General features: G+C 74.7%; 23 protein-coding genes. 10 read left to right on the top strand and 13 right to left on the bottom strand.

The window, feature by feature from the left end:
- Positions 1-20 precede the first annotated feature (20 nt).
- From A3CO_RS0121545 to A3CO_RS0121525, 5 genes are read right to left on the bottom strand one after another with little or no spacing between them, the layout of a single operon-like run.
- Entirely contained in the window at positions 21-1,292 is a 1,272-nt protein-coding gene (locus A3CO_RS0121545; protein WP_018334323.1) for a xanthine dehydrogenase family Fe-S subunit, read from the bottom strand.
- A complete protein-coding gene (locus tag A3CO_RS0121540) occupies positions 1,289-2,164 on the bottom strand; it encodes an FAD binding domain-containing protein (protein WP_018334322.1) in 876 nt (291 codons plus the stop codon). Before A3CO_RS0121540 ends, A3CO_RS0121545 begins: the two co-directional genes overlap by 4 nt.
- 4 nt (positions 2,165-2,168) lie before the next feature.
- The gene (locus A3CO_RS0121535; protein ID WP_018334321.1) at positions 2,169-2,945 is read right to left on the bottom strand and encodes an enoyl-CoA hydratase/isomerase family protein; all 777 of its coding nucleotides are present in this window, start codon (positions 2,943-2,945) and stop codon (positions 2,169-2,171) included.
- Between the two features lies 1 nt (position 2,946).
- Complete coding sequence (locus A3CO_RS0121530; RefSeq protein ID WP_018334320.1) at positions 2,947-5,364, bottom strand: xanthine dehydrogenase family protein molybdopterin-binding subunit; 2,418 nt, start codon at positions 5,362-5,364, stop codon at positions 2,947-2,949.
- 1 nt (position 5,365) lies between these two features.
- Positions 5,366-6,883, bottom strand: coding sequence for a class I adenylate-forming enzyme family protein (locus tag A3CO_RS0121525; RefSeq protein WP_018334319.1), 1,518 nt, complete (start codon positions 6,881-6,883; stop codon positions 5,366-5,368).
- Between the two features lie 111 nt (positions 6,884-6,994).
- Here A3CO_RS0121525 and A3CO_RS0121520 point away from each other — a divergent pair, with 111 nt between their 5' ends.
- Complete coding sequence (locus A3CO_RS0121520) at positions 6,995-7,561, top strand: PadR family transcriptional regulator (RefSeq protein WP_018334318.1); 567 nt, start codon at positions 6,995-6,997, stop codon at positions 7,559-7,561.
- Positions 7,562-7,581: 20 nt separating this feature from the next.
- On the opposite strand, the gene A3CO_RS0121515 is transcribed toward A3CO_RS0121520, so the two are convergent.
- Complete coding sequence (locus A3CO_RS0121515; protein ID WP_018334317.1) at positions 7,582-8,328, bottom strand: SDR family NAD(P)-dependent oxidoreductase; 747 nt, start codon at positions 8,326-8,328, stop codon at positions 7,582-7,584.
- 253 nt (positions 8,329-8,581) lie between these two features.
- Between A3CO_RS0121515 and A3CO_RS0121510 the strand changes: the two genes are divergently transcribed.
- Complete coding sequence (locus A3CO_RS0121510; protein WP_018334316.1) at positions 8,582-9,829, top strand: aspartate aminotransferase family protein; 1,248 nt, start codon at positions 8,582-8,584, stop codon at positions 9,827-9,829.
- 37 nt (positions 9,830-9,866) lie between these two features.
- Here the strand turns inward: A3CO_RS0121510 and A3CO_RS0121505 are convergent, their stop codons facing one another.
- The 3 genes from A3CO_RS0121505 to A3CO_RS0121495 all read right to left on the bottom strand — a co-directional run bounded on the left by A3CO_RS0121505 (position 9,867) and on the right by A3CO_RS0121495 (position 11,781).
- Positions 9,867-10,124 (bottom strand): hypothetical protein, encoded by a 258-nt coding sequence (locus A3CO_RS0121505; RefSeq protein WP_018334315.1) that lies wholly within the window; start codon positions 10,122-10,124, stop codon positions 9,867-9,869.
- A gap of 30 nt (positions 10,125-10,154) precedes the next feature.
- A complete protein-coding gene (locus A3CO_RS33655) occupies positions 10,155-10,424 on the bottom strand; it encodes a hypothetical protein (RefSeq protein WP_018334314.1) in 270 nt (89 codons plus the stop codon).
- A gap of 322 nt (positions 10,425-10,746) precedes the next feature.
- Complete coding sequence (locus A3CO_RS0121495; protein ID WP_018334313.1) at positions 10,747-11,781, bottom strand: LLM class flavin-dependent oxidoreductase; 1,035 nt, start codon at positions 11,779-11,781, stop codon at positions 10,747-10,749.
- Between the two features lie 131 nt (positions 11,782-11,912).
- Here A3CO_RS0121495 and A3CO_RS33650 point away from each other — a divergent pair, with 131 nt between their 5' ends.
- Positions 11,913-12,488 (top strand): TetR/AcrR family transcriptional regulator, encoded by a 576-nt coding sequence (locus A3CO_RS33650; RefSeq protein WP_018334312.1) that lies wholly within the window; start codon positions 11,913-11,915, stop codon positions 12,486-12,488.
- Between the two features lie 14 nt (positions 12,489-12,502).
- Here the strand turns inward: A3CO_RS33650 and A3CO_RS0121485 are convergent, their stop codons facing one another.
- Entirely contained in the window at positions 12,503-13,621 is a 1,119-nt protein-coding gene (locus A3CO_RS0121485; protein WP_018334311.1) for an epoxide hydrolase family protein, read from the bottom strand.
- Between the two features lie 100 nt (positions 13,622-13,721).
- Between A3CO_RS0121485 and A3CO_RS36190 the strand changes: the two genes are divergently transcribed.
- Complete coding sequence (locus A3CO_RS36190; protein ID WP_018334310.1) at positions 13,722-14,354, top strand: hypothetical protein; 633 nt, start codon at positions 13,722-13,724, stop codon at positions 14,352-14,354.
- 24 nt (positions 14,355-14,378) lie between these two features.
- Here the strand turns inward: A3CO_RS36190 and A3CO_RS36185 are convergent, their stop codons facing one another.
- Complete coding sequence (locus A3CO_RS36185) at positions 14,379-15,065, bottom strand: phosphatase PAP2 family protein (protein ID WP_018334309.1); 687 nt, start codon at positions 15,063-15,065, stop codon at positions 14,379-14,381.
- Between the two features lie 191 nt (positions 15,066-15,256).
- Here A3CO_RS36185 and A3CO_RS0121470 point away from each other — a divergent pair, with 191 nt between their 5' ends.
- The 5 genes from A3CO_RS0121470 to A3CO_RS0121450 all read left to right on the top strand — a co-directional run bounded on the left by A3CO_RS0121470 (position 15,257) and on the right by A3CO_RS0121450 (position 19,076).
- Positions 15,257-15,574, top strand: coding sequence for a hypothetical protein (locus tag A3CO_RS0121470; RefSeq protein WP_157647757.1), 318 nt, complete (start codon positions 15,257-15,259; stop codon positions 15,572-15,574).
- Between the two features lie 11 nt (positions 15,575-15,585).
- The gene (locus tag A3CO_RS0121465; protein ID WP_026204845.1) at positions 15,586-16,284 is read left to right on the top strand and encodes a response regulator transcription factor; all 699 of its coding nucleotides are present in this window, start codon (positions 15,586-15,588) and stop codon (positions 16,282-16,284) included.
- Between the two features lie 14 nt (positions 16,285-16,298).
- Positions 16,299-17,711, top strand: coding sequence for a sensor histidine kinase (locus A3CO_RS33635; protein WP_033414726.1), 1,413 nt, complete (start codon positions 16,299-16,301; stop codon positions 17,709-17,711).
- 154 nt (positions 17,712-17,865) lie between these two features.
- On the top strand, positions 17,866-18,099 hold the full coding sequence (locus tag A3CO_RS0121455; RefSeq protein WP_018334305.1) for a hypothetical protein: 234 nt from the start codon (positions 17,866-17,868) through the stop codon (positions 18,097-18,099).
- Between the two features lie 56 nt (positions 18,100-18,155).
- A complete protein-coding gene (locus A3CO_RS0121450) occupies positions 18,156-19,076 on the top strand; it encodes an MBL fold metallo-hydrolase (protein ID WP_157647756.1) in 921 nt (306 codons plus the stop codon).
- 51 nt (positions 19,077-19,127) lie between these two features.
- Here the strand turns inward: A3CO_RS0121450 and pth are convergent, their stop codons facing one another.
- Positions 19,128-19,715, bottom strand: coding sequence for an aminoacyl-tRNA hydrolase (pth, locus tag A3CO_RS0121445; RefSeq protein WP_018334303.1), 588 nt, complete (start codon positions 19,713-19,715; stop codon positions 19,128-19,130).
- Positions 19,715-20,407, bottom strand: coding sequence for a 50S ribosomal protein L25/general stress protein Ctc (locus A3CO_RS0121440; RefSeq protein WP_018334302.1), 693 nt, complete (start codon positions 20,405-20,407; stop codon positions 19,715-19,717). The genes pth and A3CO_RS0121440 overlap by 1 nt, the downstream gene beginning before the upstream one ends.
- Before the next feature lie 385 nt (positions 20,408-20,792).
- Between A3CO_RS0121440 and A3CO_RS33630 the strand changes: the two genes are divergently transcribed.
- A complete protein-coding gene (locus tag A3CO_RS33630; protein ID WP_018334301.1) occupies positions 20,793-21,764 on the top strand; it encodes a glycosyltransferase family 2 protein in 972 nt (323 codons plus the stop codon).
- Positions 21,765-21,779: the final 15 nt, after the last annotated feature.

The following is a 21,779-nucleotide window of genomic DNA, read 5'->3' as shown; positions in this document are numbered from 1 at the left end:
CCGCCGGGGACCGGCGGGTGTCACCCGGTGGTCCGGCGCCGGGAGCGGACGCGTCGCACGGCCCGCCGGACGGCACCGACGGCGGCGTCGCGGGCCGCCCCGGCGGCGAGGCGCAGCCTGCGGCCCAGCCGGACCTCCGAGACCGAGCCGGTCTCGGCGGCCTCGTCCACCCCCGTGGCGAACTGCTCGAACAGGCGGCGGGACACGTCGCCGGCCAACGCCCGGCCGAACTGCGCGACCCGGCCGGAGAGGTGCACGTCGGCGTGGGCGCTGAGCTCGGTGCCGCCGTCCGCGGTCGGCGACGCGGCCAGGACGACGTCGGCGGCGGTCGCGCTGCCGCCGGTGTCCTTGCCCTGGCCGTGGAAGCGGAGCCGGTGGGCGTCCGGGTCCCGCTCGACGACCTGGGCGAGTCCCTCGAAGGACAGCTTGACCGGGCCGAGCGCAATCGTGGCCCGCCCGCGGTGACGGTCCTCGTCGTAGGACTCGACCAGCTGGGCGCCGGGCAGGCAGCGCGCCAGCAGGTCGAAGTCGGTGAGCACCGCCCACACGCGGTCCACCGGTGAGGCCAGCTGCGAGGTCACGTCGACGACCGCCGACGGCGGTCCGGAGGGCAGCCGCACCTCGCTGGGCTGCGGGGCCGTCGTCGCGGCGTCCTCCGGGGCGTCGCCGGACCGTCCGGCCGAGGACCGGCCGACCAGCATCCGCGGCGCGCATCCCCGGGGTTCCGGCACGCCGTCGGGATAGGCCCCGGCGACGTCGGAGACGGCGGCGAGGATGCCGCGGTAGCCGGTGCAGCGGCACAGCACGCCCGACATCGCCTCGGGCAGGTCCTCGGCGGCCGTGTCCGGTTCGTTGGCGAGCAGGTCGTAGCTGCTCATCAGCATCCCCGGGGTGCAGAACCCGCACTGCAGGGCGTGGTGGGCGGAGAACGCCTGCTGCAGGGGGTGCTGGTCGTCGGGGGAGCCGAGGCCCTCCACGGTGACGATCTCCGCGCCCTCGCACTGCACGGCGAACAGCAGGCACGCCCGGGCGGCCTCACCGTCGAGGAGCACGGTGCACATGCCGCACACCCCGTGCTCGCAGCCGAGGTGGGTGCCGGTGAGCCCCAGCCGCTCGCGCAGCACGTCGGCGAGGTGCGCCCGGGGCGGCACGTCGACGGTGGTGCGGGTGCCGTTGACGGTGAACGTCACCTCGGTCGTCTCGTGGGCCTCGACCCGCGCCACCGGGGCGGGGACGCGGCGGGAGCCGGTGTCGGTGTCGGCGCGCGCGGGTGAGTCGGGTGCGGCGGTCATGTGGTGGTCCTCCCCTCGCGGGCGCGGTGCAGCGCCCGGGACAGCTCACGGGCGGCGAGGACGGCGAGGAGCCGCCGCCGGTAGCCGGTGGAGCCGTGCGTGTCGCCGCCGGTGTCGACGATCTGGGCGGCCAGCTCCGTGGTGGCGGGCCGGAGGTCCGCCTCGCGCTCGCCCGTGGCCAGCAGCGCGGTGACGTTGCGGGTGACGGCGCGGTCGGAGATGCCGAATCCGGTGAGGACGGCGGAGTCCACCGCGCCGGAGTCGGTCACCTGCACCCGGCAGGCCACGCCGGCGAGGGCGAAGTCCCCGTGGCGGCGGGCGATCTCGGCGAACCCGAACCCGTCCCCGGGGCGGGCGGTCGGGAAGGTGACCGCGGTGACGACGTCCTCGGGGCCGGCGGCGGTGGTCATGGCCCCGGTCACGAAGTCCCGCGCGGACACGGTGCGTGCCCCGCCGGGCCCGGACACCTCGACCTGCGCGTCCAGGCAGGAGGCCACGGCGGGCAGCTCCGCGGCCGGATCGGCGTGGGCGAGACTGCCGCACACCGTGCCGCGGCTGCGCAGCTCGCGGTGCCCGACGAACGGCATGGCCATCGCGATCAGGGGCACGGCCCGCGCGGCGGGGTCGTGTTCCACGACCCGCTGGCGGACCGCCGCCGCCACCCGGTACCCGGACGGCCCGGCCGGGCCGTGCTCGGTGAGCTCGGGTACGGCGGTGACGTCGACCAGGGTGGCGGGCCGGCCCAGTCGCATCGCGAGCACGGGGACCAGGGACTGACCGCCGGCGAGGACCTTGCCGTCGCCGTCGGCGAGCTCGGCGAGCACGTCGTCGAGCGTGGGTGGCCGGACGTAGGCGAACGGAGCTGCCTTCACCGGGTCACCGCCCGGTGAAGACGGGGGCGCGCTTCTCGCCGAACGCCTTCACACCCTCGGCGAAGTCGTGGGTGGCCCGCAGCATCGAGTAGGCCTTCCGCTCCAGCTCGATCCCCGTGTAGAGCGGCCCGTCGACGCCGCGGTCGAGCACCTCCTTCGCGGTGCGCAGCGCGGCGGGGGAGAGGCCGGCCATCTTCTGCGCCAGCGCGTCGGCGGCGGCGTCGAGCGCCTCGCGGTCGGGGTGGAGCTCGCCGGACAGGATCCCCCAGTCCAGCGCCTGCTGGGCCTGGATCCGGGTGGCGGACATGATGTGGAATTTCGCGCGGGACAGGCCGATCAGGCGGGCGAGACGTTGGGTGCCGCCGGAGCCGGGGATCATGCCGAGGTTCATCTCGGGCAACGCCAACTGGGTGCGGGCGGTGCCGAGCCGGATGTCGCAGGACAGCACCATCTCCAGCCCGACGCCGAAGCAGTAGCCGTCGATCGCCGCGATCACCGGCTTGGGGCTCCGGGACGCGGCCGTGACGTCGTGCCCGAGGTCGGTGAGGTCGATCGGGTCGACCTCCATGAACCCCGCGATGTCGCCGCCGGAGGTGAAGTGCTCGCCGTCGCTGCGCACGACCACGACCCGCACGTCGGGGTCCCGGTCGATCTCGGCGAACCGTTCGGCCACCAGCCTGCGCATGTGCATCGTCACGACCGTGTACTTGCCGTGGGAGAGCGTCACGTAGGCGACGTGGCCGTCGCGCTCGAGGGTGACGTCGCCGCCGGTCAGGGGCATCTCAGGCGTCCTTTCGATCGTGCATCAGCTGGTGGAGCACCTCGCCGTGCAGGGGCAGGGAGGAGACACCGATGCCGAGGGGCGCGAGGGCGTCGGCGACGGCGTTGGCGTAGGCGGCGGGGAAGCTCATCGAGGAGCCCTCGCCGCAGCCCTTGGCCCCGAGCGGGGTCAGGGGGGACGGCGACACCACGTGGTCGGTGAGCAGGTCGAAGCCCACTTCGGCCGACGTGGGGCACAGGTAGTCCAGGAACGTCGCCGCGGTCGGCTGCCCGGACGGTGCGTGCGTGAACTCCTCGTAGGCGGCGCCGCCGAGCCCGTGGACCAGGGCCCCGTACACCTGCCCGTCAAGCAGCGTCCGGTCGAGGACCGTGCCGGCGTCGTGCACCGACGAGACCCGGTCGACCGCGATCTCGAGCGTGTCCGGATCGATCCGCACCGCGACGATCTCGGCGACGAAGCCGTAGCACAGCGACGAGTTGATCCGGTCGTCCGCCGTGGCGGCCCGGGTCTCGCGCGGGGAGAACTCGGCCTCGGCGTAGAGCCGTGCCGGGACGCCCTCGGGGAGCGCGGCGGGGTCCCAGTGCACGACGCCGGCCGCGTGCCGGAACTTCACCGCGCGGCCGTCCGGGGCGCGGACCTCGCCGCCGTCGAGGACGAGGTCGGTGGGGTCGGCGCCGTCGAGCAGCGTCGACGCGGCGGCGCGCACGGTGGTGGCGATGGTGTCGGCCGCCGCGACGACGGCGCTGGTCACCAGGGGCGCGAACCGGGAGGAGTAGCTGCCGGAGGTGACCGTCCACGGTGTGGTCGCGGTGTCCATGTCGATCACGCAGCGGACCTGGTCGAGGGGCAGGCCGAGGCGCTGCGCGGCGACCTTGCGGGCGACGGTGGCGTGTCCCTGGCCCTGCGGGACCGAGCCGAGCATCACCGTGACGACGCCCTGGGGGTCGACCGACATCCGCACGTGCTCGGTGGACCCCGACTTGTCCCGTCCGGGGGTCCGCTGCTCGGCCGGGGTGGCGAGCCCGACGTAGCCGATGTTGGTGCCGGACGGGTCGACCACGAGCGCGGTGCCGATGCCGTAGAGGGCTCCCGCCGCGCGGGCCTCGTCGCGCCGCTTCTCCAGCTCCGGGAGGTCGGCGTTCTTCACCGCGAGGTCGAGCGCGGCGACGTAGTCCCCGGAGTCGTAGACGCCGCCGGTCGCGGTCTCGTGCGGGAAGGAGGTGATGAGGTTGCGACGACGCAGCTCGAGGGCGTCGACGCCGAGCTCGACGGCGATGTCGTCGAGGAGCCGTTCCAGCCCGAAGTACAGCTGCTGGCCACCGAAGCCGCGGTTCAGGCCGGTCGGCATCGTGTTCGTGACGACGGCCCGGGCCCGGATGCCGACGGCGTCGATCCGGTAGGGCCCGGTGATGTTGCCGAAGCAGCGGTACAGCGTCGACGGTTCCGGGGGCCGCAGGTAGGCGCCGACGTTGTCGACGAGGTCGGCGCGCAGCGCGGTGATGGTGCCCTCGGCGTCGAGCGCGGCCGAGAACTCCATCGACCGGTCGGCGCCCGACGAACTCGCGGTGAGGTGCTCGACGCGGTCCTCGGTCCAGCGCACCGGCGTCCCCGCGTGCTTCGACGCCAGCGCGAGGAGCACCACGTAGGGGTAGATGCCGGCCTTGATCCCGAAGCTGCCGCCGATGTCGGCCGGGACGTGGAGGCGCAGCCGCGACGTCGGGATCCCCAGCGCGCCCGCCATCACGGGCACCATGGAGAACGGCCCGTGGAAGTTCGCCCAGGCCTCGACGGCGGGCCCGCCGTCCTGCTCGGTCCAGTGCGCGATCACGGAGTAGCACTCCATCGGCACCGAGGAGTACCGCGGGAACTCGTAGCGGCGGGTCACCACGTGGGCGGCGGCCCGGAAGCGGTCGTCCGGCGCGCCGAAGGAGAAGATGCGGTCGGTGGCGACGTTCGACCCGGCGTCGGGGTGCAGCAGCGGGGCATCGTCGGCCAGCCCGGAACGGGCGTCGCTGACGGCGGGCAGGTCCTCGTAGTCCACCGCGACGAGCTCGGCGGCGTCCTCGGCGACGTAGCGGTCGGTGGCCACGACCACCGCGATGGGCTCGCCGACGAACCGGACCCTGTCGACCCCGGTCGGCAGGTAGGGCATCGCCGTGCCGGTCGACAGGGGGAACGGACGCAGTGCACCCCGCACCTCGTCGGGGCCGATGACCGCGGCGACCCCGGGGTGGCGGCGGGCCCGCGAGAGGTCCACGGAGACGAGCCGGGCGTGCGGCCGGGTGGAGCGCACCACCGCGGCCACCAGCGTCCCCGGCAGGGGGTCGAGGTCGTCGAGGAACCGGCCGCGGCCGGCGACCAGGGGCGCGTCCTCGTCACGGGACGGCGTCCACCGCGGCGCGGCCGTCTCGGTGGTCATCTCAGGCACGGGCCTCTCCTCGGGGGGTGTACTCGCCGGCGACCAGCGTCCGGCGCAGGGTCTTGCCGACCCCGGACCGTGGGATCGCGTCCACGGCGATCGCCTGCTTGGGCCGCTTGAGCGACGGGAGGTGCTCACGGGCGTGGGCGAGCGTGCGGGCGGCGGCCTGCTCCGGCTCGATCCCGGCCGCGGGCACGACGAAGGCGCTCACCGCGTGGCCCCACCGGTCGTCCGGCAGCCCGACCACGCAGACGTCGTCGATGGCGGGGCAGCGGATCAGCGCCGCCTCGATCTCGTCCGGGTAGATGTTCTCCCCGCCCGAGTTGATCATGTCGTCGGTCCGGCCGGACACCCAGAGGTCGCCGTCCTCGTCGAGGATCGCGAGGTCGCCGGTGTGGTACCAGCCGTCCCGGATCGCCTTGGCGTTCGCGTCGGGCCGGTTCCAGTAGCCACCGAACGCCTCGGCCGAGGCCATCGACACGATGACCTGTCCCTGCTCGCCGGGCCCGACCTCCTCGTCGACGGGGGCCCCCGGCGTGGGGGCGATCAGGCGCACGCGGGAGAACAGTCCGGCCCGTCCGACGCAGCCGGGCTTCGCGGCGACGTCCGTGCCGATCGTGAAGGTGTAGATCTCGGTCGACCCGAAGTGGTTGACGAACGAGCGCGGCCGCACCGCCTCGACCAGGGCCTCGGCCAGTGACGGGGTCATCGCCGCCCCGGCGTAGGCCAGGTTGTCCAGCCGGCGCGCCTCCCCGAGGCGACCCGTGCGCAGGAGCGACCAGTAGATCGTCGGCACCAGGTACAGCGACCCGATCCCCTCGTCGCAGATCAGGGCCATCGACTCGTCGGCGTCGAAGGCGGGCTGTGCGACCCACGTGCCGCCGAGCGTGATCGAGGCGAGGAGCGTGCGCAGCCCCATCGTGTGGAACAGCGGCATCACCCCGAGCGTGGCGACGCCCATCCGCTGCCCGGTCTGCATCACGTGCGCGACGGCGGCGGCGTGCTCGGCGCGGTGCGTCCGCGGCACGCCCTTCGGTCGGCCGGTGGTCCCGGAGGTGTAGAGCATGACGCTCACCGCGGACTCCTCCGGCGGAGGGCCCACCGCTCCCGCGGGCGCGACGGACGCCGCGGCCGCGTCGACCTCGGCGACGTCGCGGATCGGGACCTCACCGGCGGCCGCCTCCACCCGCGGGGCGTGCGCCGGATCGGTGACGACCATGACGGCGCCCGCGTCGGCGAGGCAGTAGGCGAGCTCGTCGACGCCGAACCGGGTCGACAGGGGCACCGAGACGGCGCCGAGCTTCTGCGCGGCCAGGTGCAGGCTGGCGAGCTGCTCGCCCCCGTGCATCACGAGCGCGACGCGGTCACCGGCGCGCACGCCCCAGGCGCGCAACGCCGCCGCGAGCCGCTCCGTGCGCTCGTCCCACTCCCGGTAGGTGAGCCGACGGCCCGGTCCGGACACCGCCCGGCGGTGCGGGTGGCGTTCGGCGGCCCAGCGGAGCATCGACGCGAGGTCCATGAGCAGCCTTCCCTTGGTGTGGATCGCACCATACGTTTCGTACGGTACGAGGGGAAGCGCAGGGTTGGCTAGAGTCGGGATGCCGATCTCGCGAGCAACGAAGAGGGCCGGATGCGTCTGTCGACCACCTCGTATCTGGTCCTGGGCATGGTGGCGCTGCGCGGACCGTCCACCCCGTACGAGCTCAAGCGGGCGACCAGCCGGTCGGTCGGCTACTTCTGGAACTTCCCGCACACGCAGCTGTACTCCGAGCCGGAGCGGCTGGCCGCATCCGGACTGCTCGCCGTCGACCTCGAGGACAGCGGCCGACGGCGCAAGACCTACTCGCTCACCCCGGACGGCCGGGCCGCCCTCCGGGAGTGGCTGGCCGCACCGACGCCCGAGCACTTCGAGATGCGGGACGTCGCCGAGCTCAAGCTCTTCTTCAACGAGGCGGGTTCGCCCGACGACGACGTCCCCAAGCTCGCGCAGGAGCAGATCCGCCAGCACGAGGAGCGGATCGCCGTCTACGAGGAGATGGTGTCCCGGTACGGGAGCGAGGACTGGGCCCGGCCACGCATGATCACCCTCGAGCTCGGCCTCGAGATGGAACACGCGGCGCTGCGCTTCTGGACGGCCCTCGCCGCCGGGACGATCGACGACCTCCGCCGCGAGCGGGAGGAGCGCGACGTGCGCTGACCGGTCCCGCACGGGCGGGGTCAGGGCATGATCAGGCCGCCGTTGACCGGGGCCCAGCTGCCGGTGGTGAAGCCGGCGTCGTCGCCGGCGAAGTGGGCCACGGTGCGCGCGACGTCCTCGGGTCGGGCGAGGCGGCGCATCGGGGTGGCGGCGGCGAGCTGTTCCCTGAGTTCGTCGGGGAGCCGTTCGCTGACCGCGGTGTCGTCGACGGTGGAGGGGGCGACGACGTTGGCGGTGATGTTGTGGGGGGCGACCTCGGCGGCGACGTAGCGCACGAAGGAGTCCAGGGCGGCCTTGGCGACGCCGAGGGCGATCATCCCGGTGCGAGGGCGTCGGGACAGGCCGGTGGACAGGTAGACCAGCCGCCCGTAGCCGCGGTCGGTCATCCCCGGCAGCACCGCGTGGGTCAGCAGGTGCGCCGCGCGCAGCTCCTGGTCGAGCTTGGTACCGAGCTGGTCCCAGCGCAGGTCGGCGAAGGAGGTGACGGGGAACGGGGTCATGGCGTTGTGCACCAGGACGTCGAGGCGCCCCCACCGCTGCTGGGCGGTGTCGACGAGTCGGGTCACGTCGCCCGGGTCGGTGACGTCGGCCTGCACCACCTCGGCGTCCCCGCCGGCGGCGCGGACGTCGTGGGCGACGGCGTCGGCGGCGGGGGCGCTGTCGCGGTGGTTGACCACCACGGCGTAGCCGCGGCCCGCCAGCTCGCGCGCCGTCGCCGCCCCGATGCCCCGGCTGGCCCCGGTGATCAGACATACCCGCTCGGTCACACGATCTCCCCGCTGTCGATCTCGCGGCGGGGAGTCCCCGGCCCGACGGGCGCCGAACCCGACGTTTCTCCGACGGCCCGGCCCCGCCGGGGCGACGGCGGGCGGACGGACCGCTCCCACCCGCGACGTTCTCCTGCCCGCCGGGCCGACGTCGTCGCGCCGCCACCGGGCCGGACCAGGCTGATCACGCAGGAACGGTCCGGCTCGCGGGCCGAGGTGCAGGGCCCCGGTTCCCGAGGAGGGCACTCGTCGCATGGCGCTCGAGTCGTCGCGTGCCGCGTTCGAGCGGGCCCGCCGGAGCGTCGGCGGCGGCGTGGGGTCCGGCCTGCGCGCGGCGACGCGTCCCCACCCGCTGTTCGTGCGGGAGGCCCGGGGCGCGCACGTCTGGGACCTGGACGGCGACCGGTACGTCGACTACGTCATAGGCTGGGGCCCGCTGGTGCTCGGCCACGGCGACCCCCGGGTGCTGTCCGCCGTGTCCCGGGCCACGAGGACGATGCAGGTCGTCGGCACCGGCCACGCGCTCGAGTACCTCGCCGCGGAGGCGGTCCTCGAGGCCGTACCCCATGGCGACCGGCTGCTGTGGAGCAACACCGGGACCGAGGCGGTGCAGGTCGCGCTACGACTCGCCCGCGCCGCGACGGGCCGGCGCCGCGTCCTCAAGTTCGCGCGGAGCTACCACGGCTGGCAGGACTCCGTCCTCGCCGGGATGGCCGAGGACGAGGGCGACCGCGCCGCGCGACCGGCCGGTAGGGGGCAGTCGGCCGGCGTGCTCGACGACCTGGTCGTGGGGCGCTTCAACGACGTACCCCTGGCCGAACGTCTCCTGGGGGAGTCCGTCGAACGCGACATCGCGGCGGTGCTCGTCGACCCGATCAAGAGCAACGCCGGTGTCGAGGCGCCCACGCCGGACTTCCTGTCCGCGCTCCGGACCGGCTGCGACCGACACGGTGTGGTCCTCGTTCTCGACGAGGTGATCACCGGCTTCCGGATCGCACGGGGCGGGGCGGCCGAGAAGTACGGCCTGCTCCCCGACCTGTCGGTCTACGGGAAGGCGATGGCGGGGGGTTTCACCCAGAGCGCCGTGGTGGGCCGGGCGGACCTGGTCGATCAGGTCACGGCCGGCGTGGCCCACGCCGGGACGTTCAACGCCAACCCGGTCGCGCTCGCGGCCGTCGAGGCCACCATGCGCGTCCTGGCGGACCCCGAGGTCTACGAGGTGCTCGAACGGAACTCGGCCACCTTCCACTCCCTCGTCGGCGACGCGCTGGCGGGACCCGGCGGCGGCTTCCGGCGCATCGGCTCGCTGCTCCAGTACGTCCCCGCCGACGGGAGCACCGGGCTCCACGGCACCGGCGGCCGATGGGCCGAACTCCTGGCGGGGCTGCTGGCGCAGGGCTTCCTGTTCATGCCCGACGGCCGGGTGTTCCTCAGTACGGCGCACACCGCCGCAGACAGCGAGGCGACGGCCGAGGCGCTCGCGATGCTGTCCCCGCGCTGACCGCGGGCGCACCCGGCCGTCAGAGCCGTCAGGGCCGTCAGGTGCGGTCGATGTCGTCCAGCCAACCGACGAACGTCCGCCCGGTCAGACCGCGGGCGGTCCCGAGCAGCTCCCGGAGTCGACGGACGAGCGCCTCCCGCGAGACCCGATCGACCTCGGGCGCGTCCAGGAGCCGACAGATCTTCCTCACCTCGGTGAGCTCGGCCCCGAGACCCTCCTGTTGCAGCGACTCGAGATTGGCCATGACCGACCGCGCGACGACCCGGGCGTGTTCACCGTGATTGGGGTCGATCACACACATCACCTCTCGGGCAGGTCGGCGGGGTCAGTCGGCCTCGACGTCGGTCACCGTGACGTGGACCGCCCGTCCCGCGAGGAGGGGGGAGAGGGCCGTGCGCAGCGCCGCGGCCGTCGTCGGGACCGCGTGGCCCGCGGCGAGCACGACGTCGACCTCGACGTGCCTCTCGAAGACCCGCAGCGCCCCGGCCGGGGTCGCGTGCAGGGAGGGGTCGAGGCCGTCGTGGTGATCGGCGAGACGGGCCACACCGGGGACGCCGAGGGTGCGCAGGCGCAGCGTGTCGAGGTCGGGAGTCATGGCGGCTCACCTCCGTCGAGGCGGCGGCCGGGGCCTGGTGGGACGCGGGGTTCTGGGTCGTGCCCGCGAGCGGGCCCGGCCGGTTCGGATCGTTCACGCGTAGGACACGCCGCGCGGCGGGTTCGTCATCCCCCGATCGCGTGATGGCGCTCACCCGGTGCGACCGGCACGGCTCGGCTCACCGCTCGAGGACGGCGGGACTCCTCCGGGTGCCGGTCCGGCCGCGCAGCACCAGGGCCGCGCCCGCCGGAGAGCCCTCAGGCCCCCACGGCGCGCTCGTGTGCGATCCCGGACAGGGCCGGGCCGGTGACGCGGGGCGGCGTCAGACCGCCGCGGCCGTGAGGGCCCCGTCGCGGTTCCGGCGGTCGACGCCGGGGGCGAGGAGCTCGAGGGTGCGGTGCTGGTGCTGCTCCTCGGTGGCGGCGTTGACGACGATCAGCTCGTCGGCGCGGACCTCCTCGGCGAGGGCGTCGAGCCCGGCGACGACCTCGGGGCCGGTCCCGACGAGGGTGCGGCGCAGCATGCCGAGCACCTGGCGGCCCTGGGGGTGGTCGCGGAGCACGGCGAGCTGGTCGTCGGTGAGGTCCCGCCCGCGGCCCAGGATGGAGCGCAGCCACTCCAGCTCGGTTTTCCGGTACTGCTCGGCCGCGGTGTCGGCGTCGTCGGCGGCGATGACGTTGGCCGCGGCGATGAAGTACGGGGTCGCATCCGGGCCGGCGAGCGGACCCGACGGGTCGAACCGCGCACGGTAGGCCTGTGCCGCGGCCTCGAGGTCGTCGGGCGCGAAGTGGGACGCGAAGGCGTAGGGCAGGCCGAGGTGCGCGGCCAGCTGCGCGCCGTAGAGCGAGGAACCGAGGATGTAGAGCGGGACGCCGGCGCTCCCGTGTGGGAAGGCGTGGACGCCGGGCACCGTCGTCTCGCCGCGGAGGTAGCCGTTGAGCTCGATGATGTCCGACGGGAAGTGCTCGGAGGCGCGCGCGTCGCGGCGCAGGGCCTGCATGGTCGCCCCGTCGGTCCCGGGCGCGCGGCCCAGACCGAGGTCGATCCGGCCCGGGAACAGGGTCTCGAGCAGCCCGAACTGCTCGGCGATCACCAGCGGGGAGTGGTTGGGCAGCATGATCCCGCCGGCCCCGACGCGCACGTTCGTAGTGTGGGCGGCGATGTGCTGGATGTAGAGCGAGGTCGCCGAGGACGCCAGGTTCGGCATGTTGTGGTGCTCGGAGATCCAGATCCGGCGGTAGCCGAGGCCGTCGGCGGTCTGCGCGAGACGCACGCTGCGGGCGACGCCCTCGGCGGCGGACTCGGTGGGCCGGACCCTGGCCAGGTCCAGGAGGGAGAGCGGGACGGATGTGGCCATGGTGGTCCTCTGGTGCTCCGGAGGGGAACGATCGGTGCCGGTCGGCGGTCGAGCGGAGGTGCCCGCTGCCCAGCCTACGCGGAGGGAGCCTCCGCTACGGTGGAGTGCGAGCGCGTCCGACGGGAGGGGCGATGGCGAGCACCGAACGGCCCCGGCGCGCGGACGCCCGCAGGAACCGTGACCTGCTGGTCGAGGTCGCCCGGCGGCACGTGCGGCGCCACGGGATCACCACGTCGCTGGAAGCCGTCGCCCGGGACGCCGGGGTGGGTCCCGGCACGCTGTACCGGCACTTCCCCGACCGCGAGAGCCTGCTCGCCGAGATCCTGCGCCGCGAGAGCGACGACCTCGCCGCGGCCCGCGAGCGGGCCGCCCGGACCATCGACGTCGCGGAGCGGCTGGACACCTGGCTCGGCGAGGTGGAACGGCACATCGCGGCCTACCGCGGGCTGTCCGGTCTCCTCGTCGGGTCCCTCGGGGACACGGCGCCCACTCCGCTGGGCCTCGCGTGCCAGGAGATGATCGCGATGACCGAGGAGTTCCTGGCCGCCGCCCGGCGCGCGGGGGTGGCCCGTCCCGGGGTCACGGCCCGGGACCTCGTCGGCTGCGCGGCCATGGTGGCGTGGCTCGGGTCGCTGGGTCCCGGGGGCACCCGGCAGGCCGACGGTGCCCGGGACATCCTCCGCCACGGGTACCGCGCCGCCCCCTGAGCCCGGCGATCCGGTCAGCGGACGAGGCGGAAGAAGCCGCGGATCTGCTCGACGAGGGATTCGGGCTGTTCGAGGGCGGCGAAGTGGCCGCCGTGGGGCAGCTCGGCGTACCAGCGCAGGTCGGTGAACCGTTGTTCGGCCTCGCGCCGCGACGGGCGGACGATGTCGCGCGGGTAGACCGACAGCCCGGAGGGTGCGGTGACCGGCACGCGGACGTCGGCGAAGCTCTCCCAGTACAGGCGCGCGGAGGACGTGGCGGAGGCGGTGAACCAGTAGACGGAGATCTCGTCGAGGATGGCCTCCCGGGGGACGGCGGTCTCGTGGTCGCCGTCGTGGTCGGTCCAGGCCCGGTACTTCTCGGCGATCCAGGTGGCCTGGCCGGCGGGGGAGTCGGTGAGGCCGTAGCCGACGGTCTGCGGTCGGGTCATCTGGATTGCGGAGTAGCCGCGTCCGGTGCGGGCGTGCTCGCGGGCGGCGGCGTGGGCGGCTTGTTCGGTGGGGGTGGGGTCGGCGAAGGTGCCGAGCGGGACCCTCCCCATGTTCAGGTGCACGCCCGCGACCCGCTCGGGCGCGACCTCGCTCAGGGTGGCGGTCACCTCCGAGCCCCAGTCGCCGCCCTGGGCGCCGTAGCGGTCGTAGCCCAGCGAGACCATCAGCGTGTCCCAGGCGCGGGCGATCCGTCGGACGCCCCAGCCCGTCGTCGTGGGCTTGTCGGACCAGCCGTAGCCGGGCAGGGAGGGCGCGACGACGTGGAAGGCGTCGGCCGGGTCGCCGCCGTGGGCGCGGGGGTCGGTGAGCGGGCCGAGGACGTCGAGGAACTCGCACACCGAGCCGGGCCAGCCGTGGGTGAGCACCAGCGGGAACGCACCGGGTTCGGGGGAGCGGACGTGCAGGAAGTGGATCCCGAGCCCGTCGACGGTGTCGCGGTACTGCGGGAAGGCGTTGAGGCGGTCGGCGAACCCGAAGTCGTAGTCCTCGGCCCAGTGGCGGCACAGCTCCCGGGCGTAGGCCGGCGGGACGCCCTGGGACCAGTCGTCGACGGTCTGCGGCTCGGGCCACCGGGTCCGCCGCAGCCGGTCGCGCAGGTCGGCGATCTCGGCGTCGGTGACCCGGACGACGAACGGCTCGGCCACCGGCGGCGTCCTCTCCTGGCGGGATGACGGTCTGGGGGGACCGTACTGCCGTTCCGGACCGGTTCATCGTCGGCACATCCGCGCGGGCGACGATGGACCCGTGCGGCTGCCGAACGAGTACGAGGTCCTGCCCGTGCGACGGGGACGACACGACGCGCTCGCGTGCGCGTCCGTCGTGGGCGGGATCGTCGCGGTCGTCGCCGCCTACCTCCTGGGCGTCGTCTCCCGGCGGGGACGGGGCCTCGACGAGCGGGTCCTGCGGGCCATGGAGCGGTGGGGCGCCGCGGTGGAGCGGCCGGTCCACGCCCTGATCGCCTACGGCGCCCCGCTCGTGGTGGTGATCGGCCTGGTCGTCCTCGCGACGGGCGCGCTGCGACGCGGCGACCGGGCGACGGCCCTGCGCGTGGTGGCCCTCGTCGTGGTGCCCGAGCTGATCACCCAGCTGCTCAAGCTCGCGCTGCCGCGCCCCGGGGGCGGCGTCAACACCCTCCCGAGCGGACACGTCACCGCGATCGCGGCCTTCGTCGTCGTGCTCGTCGCGTCGGCCCGACGACCCGCCCGGGCCGCCGCGCTCGGGGCGGTCGCCGTCGGGGCGAGCGCCCTCGCCGTCATGATCGTCAGCTGGCACCGCCCGAGCGACATCGTGGCGGCCGGTGGGGTGGTCGCGGCGTGCTTCGGGGCGGCGCACCTCGTCGGCCGACGCCTGAGGCCGACATCTGACGCCGGCGCCTGAGGCCGGCGCCGGGGAGGGGCTCGCTCAGGGGAGGGCGGAGGAGCGCCGGACGCGCAGCACGACGGCGAGCGCGAGGCCGTCCGCGAGCACGGCCAGGCACCAGCCGGCGAGGACGTCGCTCGGGTAGTGCACGGCCACGACGAGCCGCGACGTCCCCACCGCGACCACGATCACGACGGCGAGGACCACCGTCGTCAGGAAGACCCGCCGGTGGCGCGGGTCGACGAGCAGGACGAGCAGCAGCAGGGCGCCGGCCGACCACAGCGAGTGGCCCGAGGGGAACGACAGGCCCTGGGCGGGCATGGCGTGCCAGACCAGGGGGGGACGGGGGCGGGCCACGATCGCCTTGACCCCGTTGTCGAGGGCGGAGAGCAGCGCCACGGCGAGCACGGCCGCGACGGCCGGCCACCACGACCGTGCCGCGCGGGCGACCAGGAGGCTGCCGAGCAGCATGATCGCGATCATGACGGCGGGCTGGCCGACCTCGCTGACCACCCGGGCGGCGACCACGAGCGGCTCCGGCCGCACGGCCACCAGCCAGGCGTCCACGCCGGGGTCGAGCGCCGCGAGGAGCGTGCCGGTGACGACCCCGGTCCACAGCACCGCCACGGCGATCACCGCGACCGCGAGTGCGGTGGCGGCGACCGCGGGGCGCAGGTGTCCCGCGGCCGGCTCCCAGGTCGTGGCCCGGACGGGGGCGGGTGCCGTCATCGTCGTGTCCTCCCGGAGGTCGTGGATCAGGAGCAGTGCGAGGACACAGCATGCTCGGGGACCGGGGTGTCCCGCCGGACACGGCTCCGCGACGGGGCGATCACGTGGCGAGCCTCGTCCGGACCGGATGAGAGGACCATGAACGGCGGCACTCATCGACCACACACGGTCGGGGGGCCATCGTGACCCGCATGACCGGCGCGGTGATCCTCTTCCTCGTGGGTGCGGCCTTCCTCGGTGCCGCGGCCCGGGGTTGCTGGACGCGTCGGACGGGCGCCCGCCGGACGCAGGGGCGGCTGGCGATCGGGGTGGACGTCCTGGTGGGGGTGGTCGCGCTGGGCGACGCGGCGACGAGCGTCGTCGACCAGCCGTCGCGCCTGCTCCTGTGGGGCGGTGGCAGCGTGGTCCTCGTCGTGGCCTCCGCGCTCCTCGTCGCGCACGTCCTGCGGCAGCGCCGCGCCGCCTCGGACCGGAGCGGTTCTCACCCGGGGTACACGGTGGGCGCCTAGGGTCCGTGCCCGTGAGGGTGCTGGTGGTCGAGGACGAGGTGCGGATGGCGGCACTGCTGCGCCGCGGCCTCGAGGAGGACGGGTACGCCGTCGACGTCGCCGCGACCGGGCCGGACGCCCTGTGGCAGGGCCGCGAGGTCGACTACGACGCCGTGGTGCTCGACGTCATGCTCCCCGGCGCCGACGGCTTCGAGGTGTGCCGACGGCTGCGCGAGTCGGGACGCTGGGCCCCGATCCTCATGCTGACCGCCCGCGACGCGGTGGACGACCGCATCCGCGGCCTGGACGCCGGCGCCGACGACTACCTGCCCAAGCCCTTCAGCTTCGGCGAGCTCGCCGCCCGGCTGCGCGCCCTCATCCGCCGCGGCGCCACCGACCGGCCGACGGTGCTGGCCGCGGGTGACCTGCGGCTCGACCCGGCCAGCCGCCGGGCCTGGCGCGGGGAGGACGAGCTCGCCCTCTCGACGAAGGAGTTCGCCCTGCTCGAGCTCTTCCTGCGCCACCCCGACCAGGTGCTCTCCCGCACGACGATCCTGGAGCACGTCTGGGACTTCGCCTACGACGGCGTCTCCAACGTCATAGACCAGTACGTCTCCTACCTGCGCCGCAAGATCGACAAGCCCTACGGCAGCGAGATGCTGGAGACGGTGCGGGGTGCCGGGTACCGGCTCCGGGCCCCGGGACCGTCCGGCGACCCCGTCGCCGGCTGAGGGGGCGGAGGACCGTGCCGTTGCGCGTGCGCCTGGCGCTCGGCGTCGTGCTGGGGACCGCGGCGCTCATCGCGGTGGTCGGCTTGGCCTTCGTCCTGCAGCTGCGCACGAGCCTGGAGGCCACCCTCGACGTCGCGCTCACGGGGCGCGCCACGACCTTCGAGCAGCAGTTCGCCGCGGGCGGGCTCCCCGCGCTCCGCGTCGACCGCTCCGACGCGCCGGTGCAGGTGCTGACCACCGACGGCCGGGTCGTCCTCTCGACCCCCGACCTCGCGGGGCGTCCCGTCCTCGACGCCGCCGCGCTCGGGCGGGTGCTGGCCGGACGGGTCGACGGGACCGGGCCGTACGCGTTCACCACGGGGGAGGACGACGACCGGACCCGCTACCGCGCGTCCGTGCTCTCCGACGAGCAGGGACTGGTCCTCGTCGTGGGGGCCGACACCGGGATCGCCGACACCGCCGACGAGCACGTCGACGCCGGGCTGGTGGTGGGCGGGTCGGTCGCGGTCGTCGTCGCGGGCCTCGGGGCCTGGTGGCTCTCGGGCGCGGCGTTGCGGCCCGTGGAGCGGATGCGGCGGCAGAGCGCCGACCTCGCGTCGCACGACGACGGGACCCACCTCGCGGTCCCGGCGACGCGCGACGAGATCGCGGCGCTGGCGGTGACCCTGAACGCGCTGCTCGACCAGCAGCGCCACGCGCTGGCCCAGGAGCGGCAGGCGCTCGAGCGGGAGCGGGGGTTCGTCGCCGACGCCGGGCACGAACTGCGGACACCGCTCGCGACCCTGCGCGCCGAGCTGGAACTGGCGGGACGCCCGGGCCGGGACCGCACGGAGCTGGTGGAGGCGGTCGCCTCGGCCGCCGTCGAGACCGACCGGCTGATCCGGCTCGCCGAGGACCTCCTCACCCTCGCCCGGGCCGACGGCGACACGCCGTTCCTCCGGCTCCGCCCCGCCGACGTCGTGTCCGTCGCCCGGGACGCCGCGCGGGCGGCGGCCGCCGTCGGCGACCGGCGCGACGTCGACATCGTCGTCGAGGCGCCCCCGGCCCTGGAGGCGGCGCTGGATCCCGACCGGCTGCGGCAGGCCCTGGACAACGTGCTGGCCAACGCCGTGCGGCACTCCCCGGACCACGCCGTGGTCACCCTCTCGGTGGTCCCCCGGGGCGACCTCGCCGTCGTGTCCGTGGCCGACGACGGGCCCGGGTTCCCGGCCGAGTTCCTCCCGCACGCCTTCGAGCGCTTCCGCCGCGCCGACGGAGCGCGCACCCGCTCCGACGGCGGGTCCGGGCTCGGGCTGTCGATCGTCGACACCATCGCCCGCGCCCACGGCGGCGCGGCCCGGGCCACCAACCGGCCCGCCGGGGGCGCCCTCGTCGTCATCGAGCTGCCCGTCACGGCCTCGCCCGTCGGCGTGCTCACACCGCACTGAGGCCTGCCCGACCGTCACGATCCCGGTCCGGCGCCGTCACGGTGGCGGTTTGACCCGACGCCGGGAAGGGGGATCACGGCTGACTGCGGTCCACCCCCGGGTCCGTGGCCGGCACGCCCGACGACCGACGACCGACCACGACGAGAGGTGACCCGTGGGCAGCGAGACACCGCACGGCGCCGCACGGGCGCACGAACGGGCCCAGGATGCCGTCGACGCGGCCCGCGGCGCCCGCGAGCGCAGCGACCGGCTGCGGGGCGACGTGGAGCTGCGCCGACGGCGGGCCGAGCGCTGCCGCCGTTCCGTCGATGCCGCGACGGCGGCGGCCCGGCGACACCGGTGGGGTTCGCGGCTCGCCGGCACGTCCGCGCGGCCCCCGTCGCGCTGACCGGGCCACCGGTCGTGGAGGTGCCGGGCCGTCCCCGTCTCGCTACGTTCCCCCGGGTGACCACCGCGACGCTCGACTGGTACGGCTGCGCCACCTTCCGGCTGCGGACCGCGGAGGGCCTCACGGTGATGCTCGACGCCTACCTCGACCGGGTGCCGACGGCGGCGCAGAGCGGCGTGGGCGTCGCGGAGGTCGGGGCCGAGCTGGGCCCGCAGGACTGGATCCTCGTCGGGCACGCGCACTTCGACCACCTCTACGGCGCCGAGCGGCTCGCCGCGACCGGCGCCCGGATCGTCGGGTCCTACGAGTCGGTGCGGGTGATGGCCGCGTGGGGGGTGCCCGAGGAGCAGCTGGTGCCGGTCTCCGGCGGCGAGCGGGTCCGTCTCGACGCGGCGACGACCGTCCGGGTCCTGCCGGGCCTGCACTCCTGCGTCTGGTCGCGGGTGCCGTTCCCGGACGCCGACCAGGTGTGTCTCGGCGAGGCCGGTGGCACGTGGCAGGAACACCAGGAGCAGCTCCGTGCCATGTTCGCCGGGCTGCCGGACCTGGGTCCGGAGGTGGCGGCCCACCTGCAGGCGGCCTCGCAGGGCGAACGCGGCGACGGCGGGGCGCTCGTCTACGTCGTCGAGACCTCCGAGGGCTCGCTGCTCGTCCAGGACACCGCGGGCGCCTGGAGCGGGCTGCTCGCGAGCGAGTCACCCGACGTCGCGATCCTCGCCGCCGCCGGGCGGGCCAACCGCGACGGCGAGCCGGTGCAGGGGACGCTCGCCGGGTTCGTGGCCGAGGAGGCGGGCTGGCTGCGGCCGCAGCGACTGGTGCTCTCCCACCACGACGCCTGGCTGCCCGGGTTCGCCGGTGCGGTCGACGTCGGACCGATCCGCGAGGCCGTCGCGGCGGCGGCGCCGGACACGGAGTTCTGCGAGCTGGAGTACGCCTCCGGGTTCCGGCTCTTCGACGGGTGCGCTCCGCGCTCGTGAGCAGAAAGTGGGGCCATAGCCCCACTTTCTGCTCACGAGCGCGAAGCGCCCCTAGTGGAAGCGGTTCTGCGCCGGTTCCAGGCCCTCGGTGAGCAGCGCCTCGACGGCGTCCGCGGCCAGCTCGAGGGAGACGTCCAGCTCCTTGCGCTCGGTCGACGACCACCGCTTGAGCACGAAGTCCGCCGGGTCCTGGCGGCCCGGCGGGCGCCCGATCCCGAAGCGGACCCGGAGGTAGTCCTTCGTGCCCAGCGACTTCGAGATCGACCGCAGCCCGTTGTGCCCGCCCTCGCCGCCGCCGCGCTTCAGGCGGACGACACCGAAGTCGAGGTCCAGGTCGTCGTGGACCACGATCAGGTCCTCGGTCGGGACGGAGAAGAACCGCAGCGCGTTCGTCACCGGGCCGCCGGAGAGGTTCATGTAGCCGCGGGGCTTGGCCAGCACGGCCTTCCGGCCGGCGAGGCGCCCCTCGGCGACGTCCGCGCCGGACTTCCGGTGCGCGGAGAACCGCCCGCCGACGCGCCCGGCGAGCACGTCGGCGACCGCGAACCCCACGTTGTGCCGGGTGCCCTCGTACTCGGCCCCCGGGTTGCCGAGCCCGGCGACGAGCACGGGACCCGCGCCCGTCGTCGGGCCGGTCATCAGCTCTCGTCCGAGGTCTCGTCGGAGGTGGCGCCCTCTGCGGCCTCCGGGGAGGAGCCGGACTCGGAGTCCTCGGCCGCCTCGTCCTCGGGCGCGTCCTCCTCGACGCCCGCACCCTCGGCGTCGATCTCCTCCTCCATCTCGTCCTCGGTCGGCGCCTCGGTGACGTTGACGACCAGGAGCTCGGGGTCGGAGAGCAGGGTGGCGCCGTCGGGCAGCCGGATCTCGCCCGCGAGGAACTGCGTGCCGATCCCCGCCTCGTCGATCACCACGGTGATCTCCTCGGGGATGTTCAGCGCGTCGGCCTCGATCGAGAGCGTGTCCTCGTTCTGGAAGACCAGCGTGCCCGCGGCCGCCTCGCCCAGGGTGACGACGCGGACGTCGACCTGGACCTTCTCGCCCCGCTTGATGGTCACCAGGTCGACGTGCTCGATGAAACCCTTGATCGGGTCACGCACGACGCTCTTGGTGAGGGCGAGCTGGTCGGAGCCGACGCCGGTGACGGTGAGGACGGCGTTGCGGCCGTTCTCACGCATGACGGCGGCGAACTCGACGGTGTCGAAGCTCAGGTGGACCGGGTCGGTGCCGCGCCCGTAGAGGACGGCGGGCACCCGGCCCGCGCGGCGGGTGCGGCGCGCGGCGCCCTTGCCGAACTCGGTGCGGGACTCGGCGGCGATCTTGACGTCAGCCATGGCTGCTGGTGCTCCTGCGGTGGTGCGGACTCGGCGGGCGACGCCGGGCACCACGGCGGTTCGCGCCGGGATGCACACCGCGTCGATCACGGCCGGAGACCGGCCCTCGCCGAAGTGGATCGCCTCCGAGTCTAGCGACCGCCTCCGATCGCCCCTGCACAGCGTCCTGGCGACGCAGCGTCATCGGCGACCGACCGTCAGCGAGGAGATCCCCTCTAACGACCGTACGGGGGTTGATCGACGTCACCTTCCGTAAGTTCAGGCTTGTACGACGGACCATTTGCGCTAATGATGTACTCCGAACGGGGCAACGCTTCCCGAGCAAGCCCCGCTCCATCACACGCAACGTCACCACGTCGCCCTCTCGAGACCTGAGGAGATCCCGATGCCGCGGCCCGCCCTCCCGACACTCTCCGTCATCGTTCCTGCGCGGAACGAGGCGCGGAACCTGGAGATCGTCCTGCCCTACCTGCCCGCCGACGCGGAGATCGTCCTCGTGGACGGTCACTCGACCGACGACACGGTGGCGGTCGTCCGCCGGCTCCGGCCGGACGCCGTGGTGCTCACCCAGACCCGGCGGGGCAAGGGGAACGCGTTGGCGTGCGGGTTCGCCGCGGCCACGGGCGACGTGATCGTCATGTTCGACGCGGACGGCTCGGCCGACCCCCACGAGATCCCGGCGTTCGTGGCCGCGCTCGTCGCCGGGGCCGACGTCGCGAAGGGCACCCGCTTCGCCCGCGTGGGCGACGCCGAGGCCGGCAGCGAGGACATCACCCTGCTGCGCAACCTCGGCAACGCCGGCCTCAACGGCCTGGCCAACCTGGCGCTGCGCACCCGGTACAGCGACCTCTGCTACGGCTACAACGCCTTCTGGCGGGACGTCCTGGAGGTGCTCGACCTCCCCGCGCTCGACCTCGCGGGACCGGCGGACCGCATGGTGTGGGGCGACGGCTTCGAGATCGAGACGTTGTTGACCTGCCGCTTCTCCCTCGCGGGCCTCGAGATCACCGAGGTCGCGAGCATCGAGCGCGAGCGCATCCACGGCGTGTCCAACCTGCGCACCTTCGCCGACGGCCTCCGCGTGCTCCGCACCCTCGGCCGCGAGTGCGCCCCGCGCGCCCGTCGTCGCCCGGCCCGCCGCGTCGCCGTCATGGCCACCGCCGCGCGCACCGCGATCGTCCCCCTCGCGATCGTGCCCGACCTGTCGGCCGCGCCCGTCGAGGCCCAGCCGGCCGTGCAGTCGCCCACCGAGTCACCCGCTCAGCCGGCCGCTCAGCCGGCCGCTCAGCCGACCACTCAGCCGACCACTCGGCCGACCACTCGGCCGACCACCGCCGACCGTCCGCTCGCGGCCTGAGCCCACGGCCCCCGA

Source organism: Actinomycetospora chiangmaiensis DSM 45062 (assembly GCF_000379625.1).
GTDB classification, from domain to species: domain Bacteria; phylum Actinomycetota; class Actinomycetes; order Mycobacteriales; family Pseudonocardiaceae; genus Actinomycetospora; species Actinomycetospora chiangmaiensis.
This window is presented reverse-complemented; position numbering and strand designations above follow the sequence as displayed.

Excerpts from the sequence above, each read along its gene's own strand:
- A3CO_RS0121545 (WP_018334323.1), bottom strand. The coding sequence starts at position 1,292 with ATGACCGCCGCACCCGACTCACCCGCGCGCGCCGACACCGACACCGGC.
- A3CO_RS0121535 (WP_018334321.1), bottom strand. The coding sequence starts at position 2,945 with ATGCCCCTGACCGGCGGCGACGTCACCCTCGAGCGCGACGGCCACGTC.
- A3CO_RS0121530 (WP_018334320.1), bottom strand. The coding sequence starts at position 5,364 with ATGACCACCGAGACGGCCGCGCCGCGGTGGACGCCGTCCCGTGACGAG.
- A3CO_RS0121525 (WP_018334319.1), bottom strand. The coding sequence starts at position 6,883 with ATGGACCTCGCGTCGATGCTCCGCTGGGCCGCCGAACGCCACCCGCAC.
- A3CO_RS0121520 (WP_018334318.1), top strand. The coding sequence starts at position 6,995 with ATGCGTCTGTCGACCACCTCGTATCTGGTCCTGGGCATGGTGGCGCTG.
- A3CO_RS0121510 (WP_018334316.1), top strand. The coding sequence starts at position 8,582 with ATGGCGCTCGAGTCGTCGCGTGCCGCGTTCGAGCGGGCCCGCCGGAGC.
- A3CO_RS33655 (WP_018334314.1), bottom strand. The coding sequence starts at position 10,424 with ATGACTCCCGACCTCGACACGCTGCGCCTGCGCACCCTCGGCGTCCCC.
- A3CO_RS0121495 (WP_018334313.1), bottom strand. The coding sequence starts at position 11,781 with ATGGCCACATCCGTCCCGCTCTCCCTCCTGGACCTGGCCAGGGTCCGG.
- A3CO_RS33650 (WP_018334312.1), top strand. The coding sequence starts at position 11,913 with ATGGCGAGCACCGAACGGCCCCGGCGCGCGGACGCCCGCAGGAACCGT.
- A3CO_RS36185 (WP_018334309.1), bottom strand. The coding sequence starts at position 15,065 with ATGACGGCACCCGCCCCCGTCCGGGCCACGACCTGGGAGCCGGCCGCG.
- A3CO_RS0121470 (WP_157647757.1), top strand. The coding sequence starts at position 15,257 with ATGACCGGCGCGGTGATCCTCTTCCTCGTGGGTGCGGCCTTCCTCGGT.
- pth (WP_018334303.1), bottom strand. The coding sequence starts at position 19,715 with ATGACCGGCCCGACGACGGGCGCGGGTCCCGTGCTCGTCGCCGGGCTC.
- A3CO_RS0121440 (WP_018334302.1), bottom strand. The coding sequence starts at position 20,407 with ATGGCTGACGTCAAGATCGCCGCCGAGTCCCGCACCGAGTTCGGCAAG.
- A3CO_RS33630 (WP_018334301.1), top strand. The coding sequence starts at position 20,793 with ATGCCGCGGCCCGCCCTCCCGACACTCTCCGTCATCGTTCCTGCGCGG.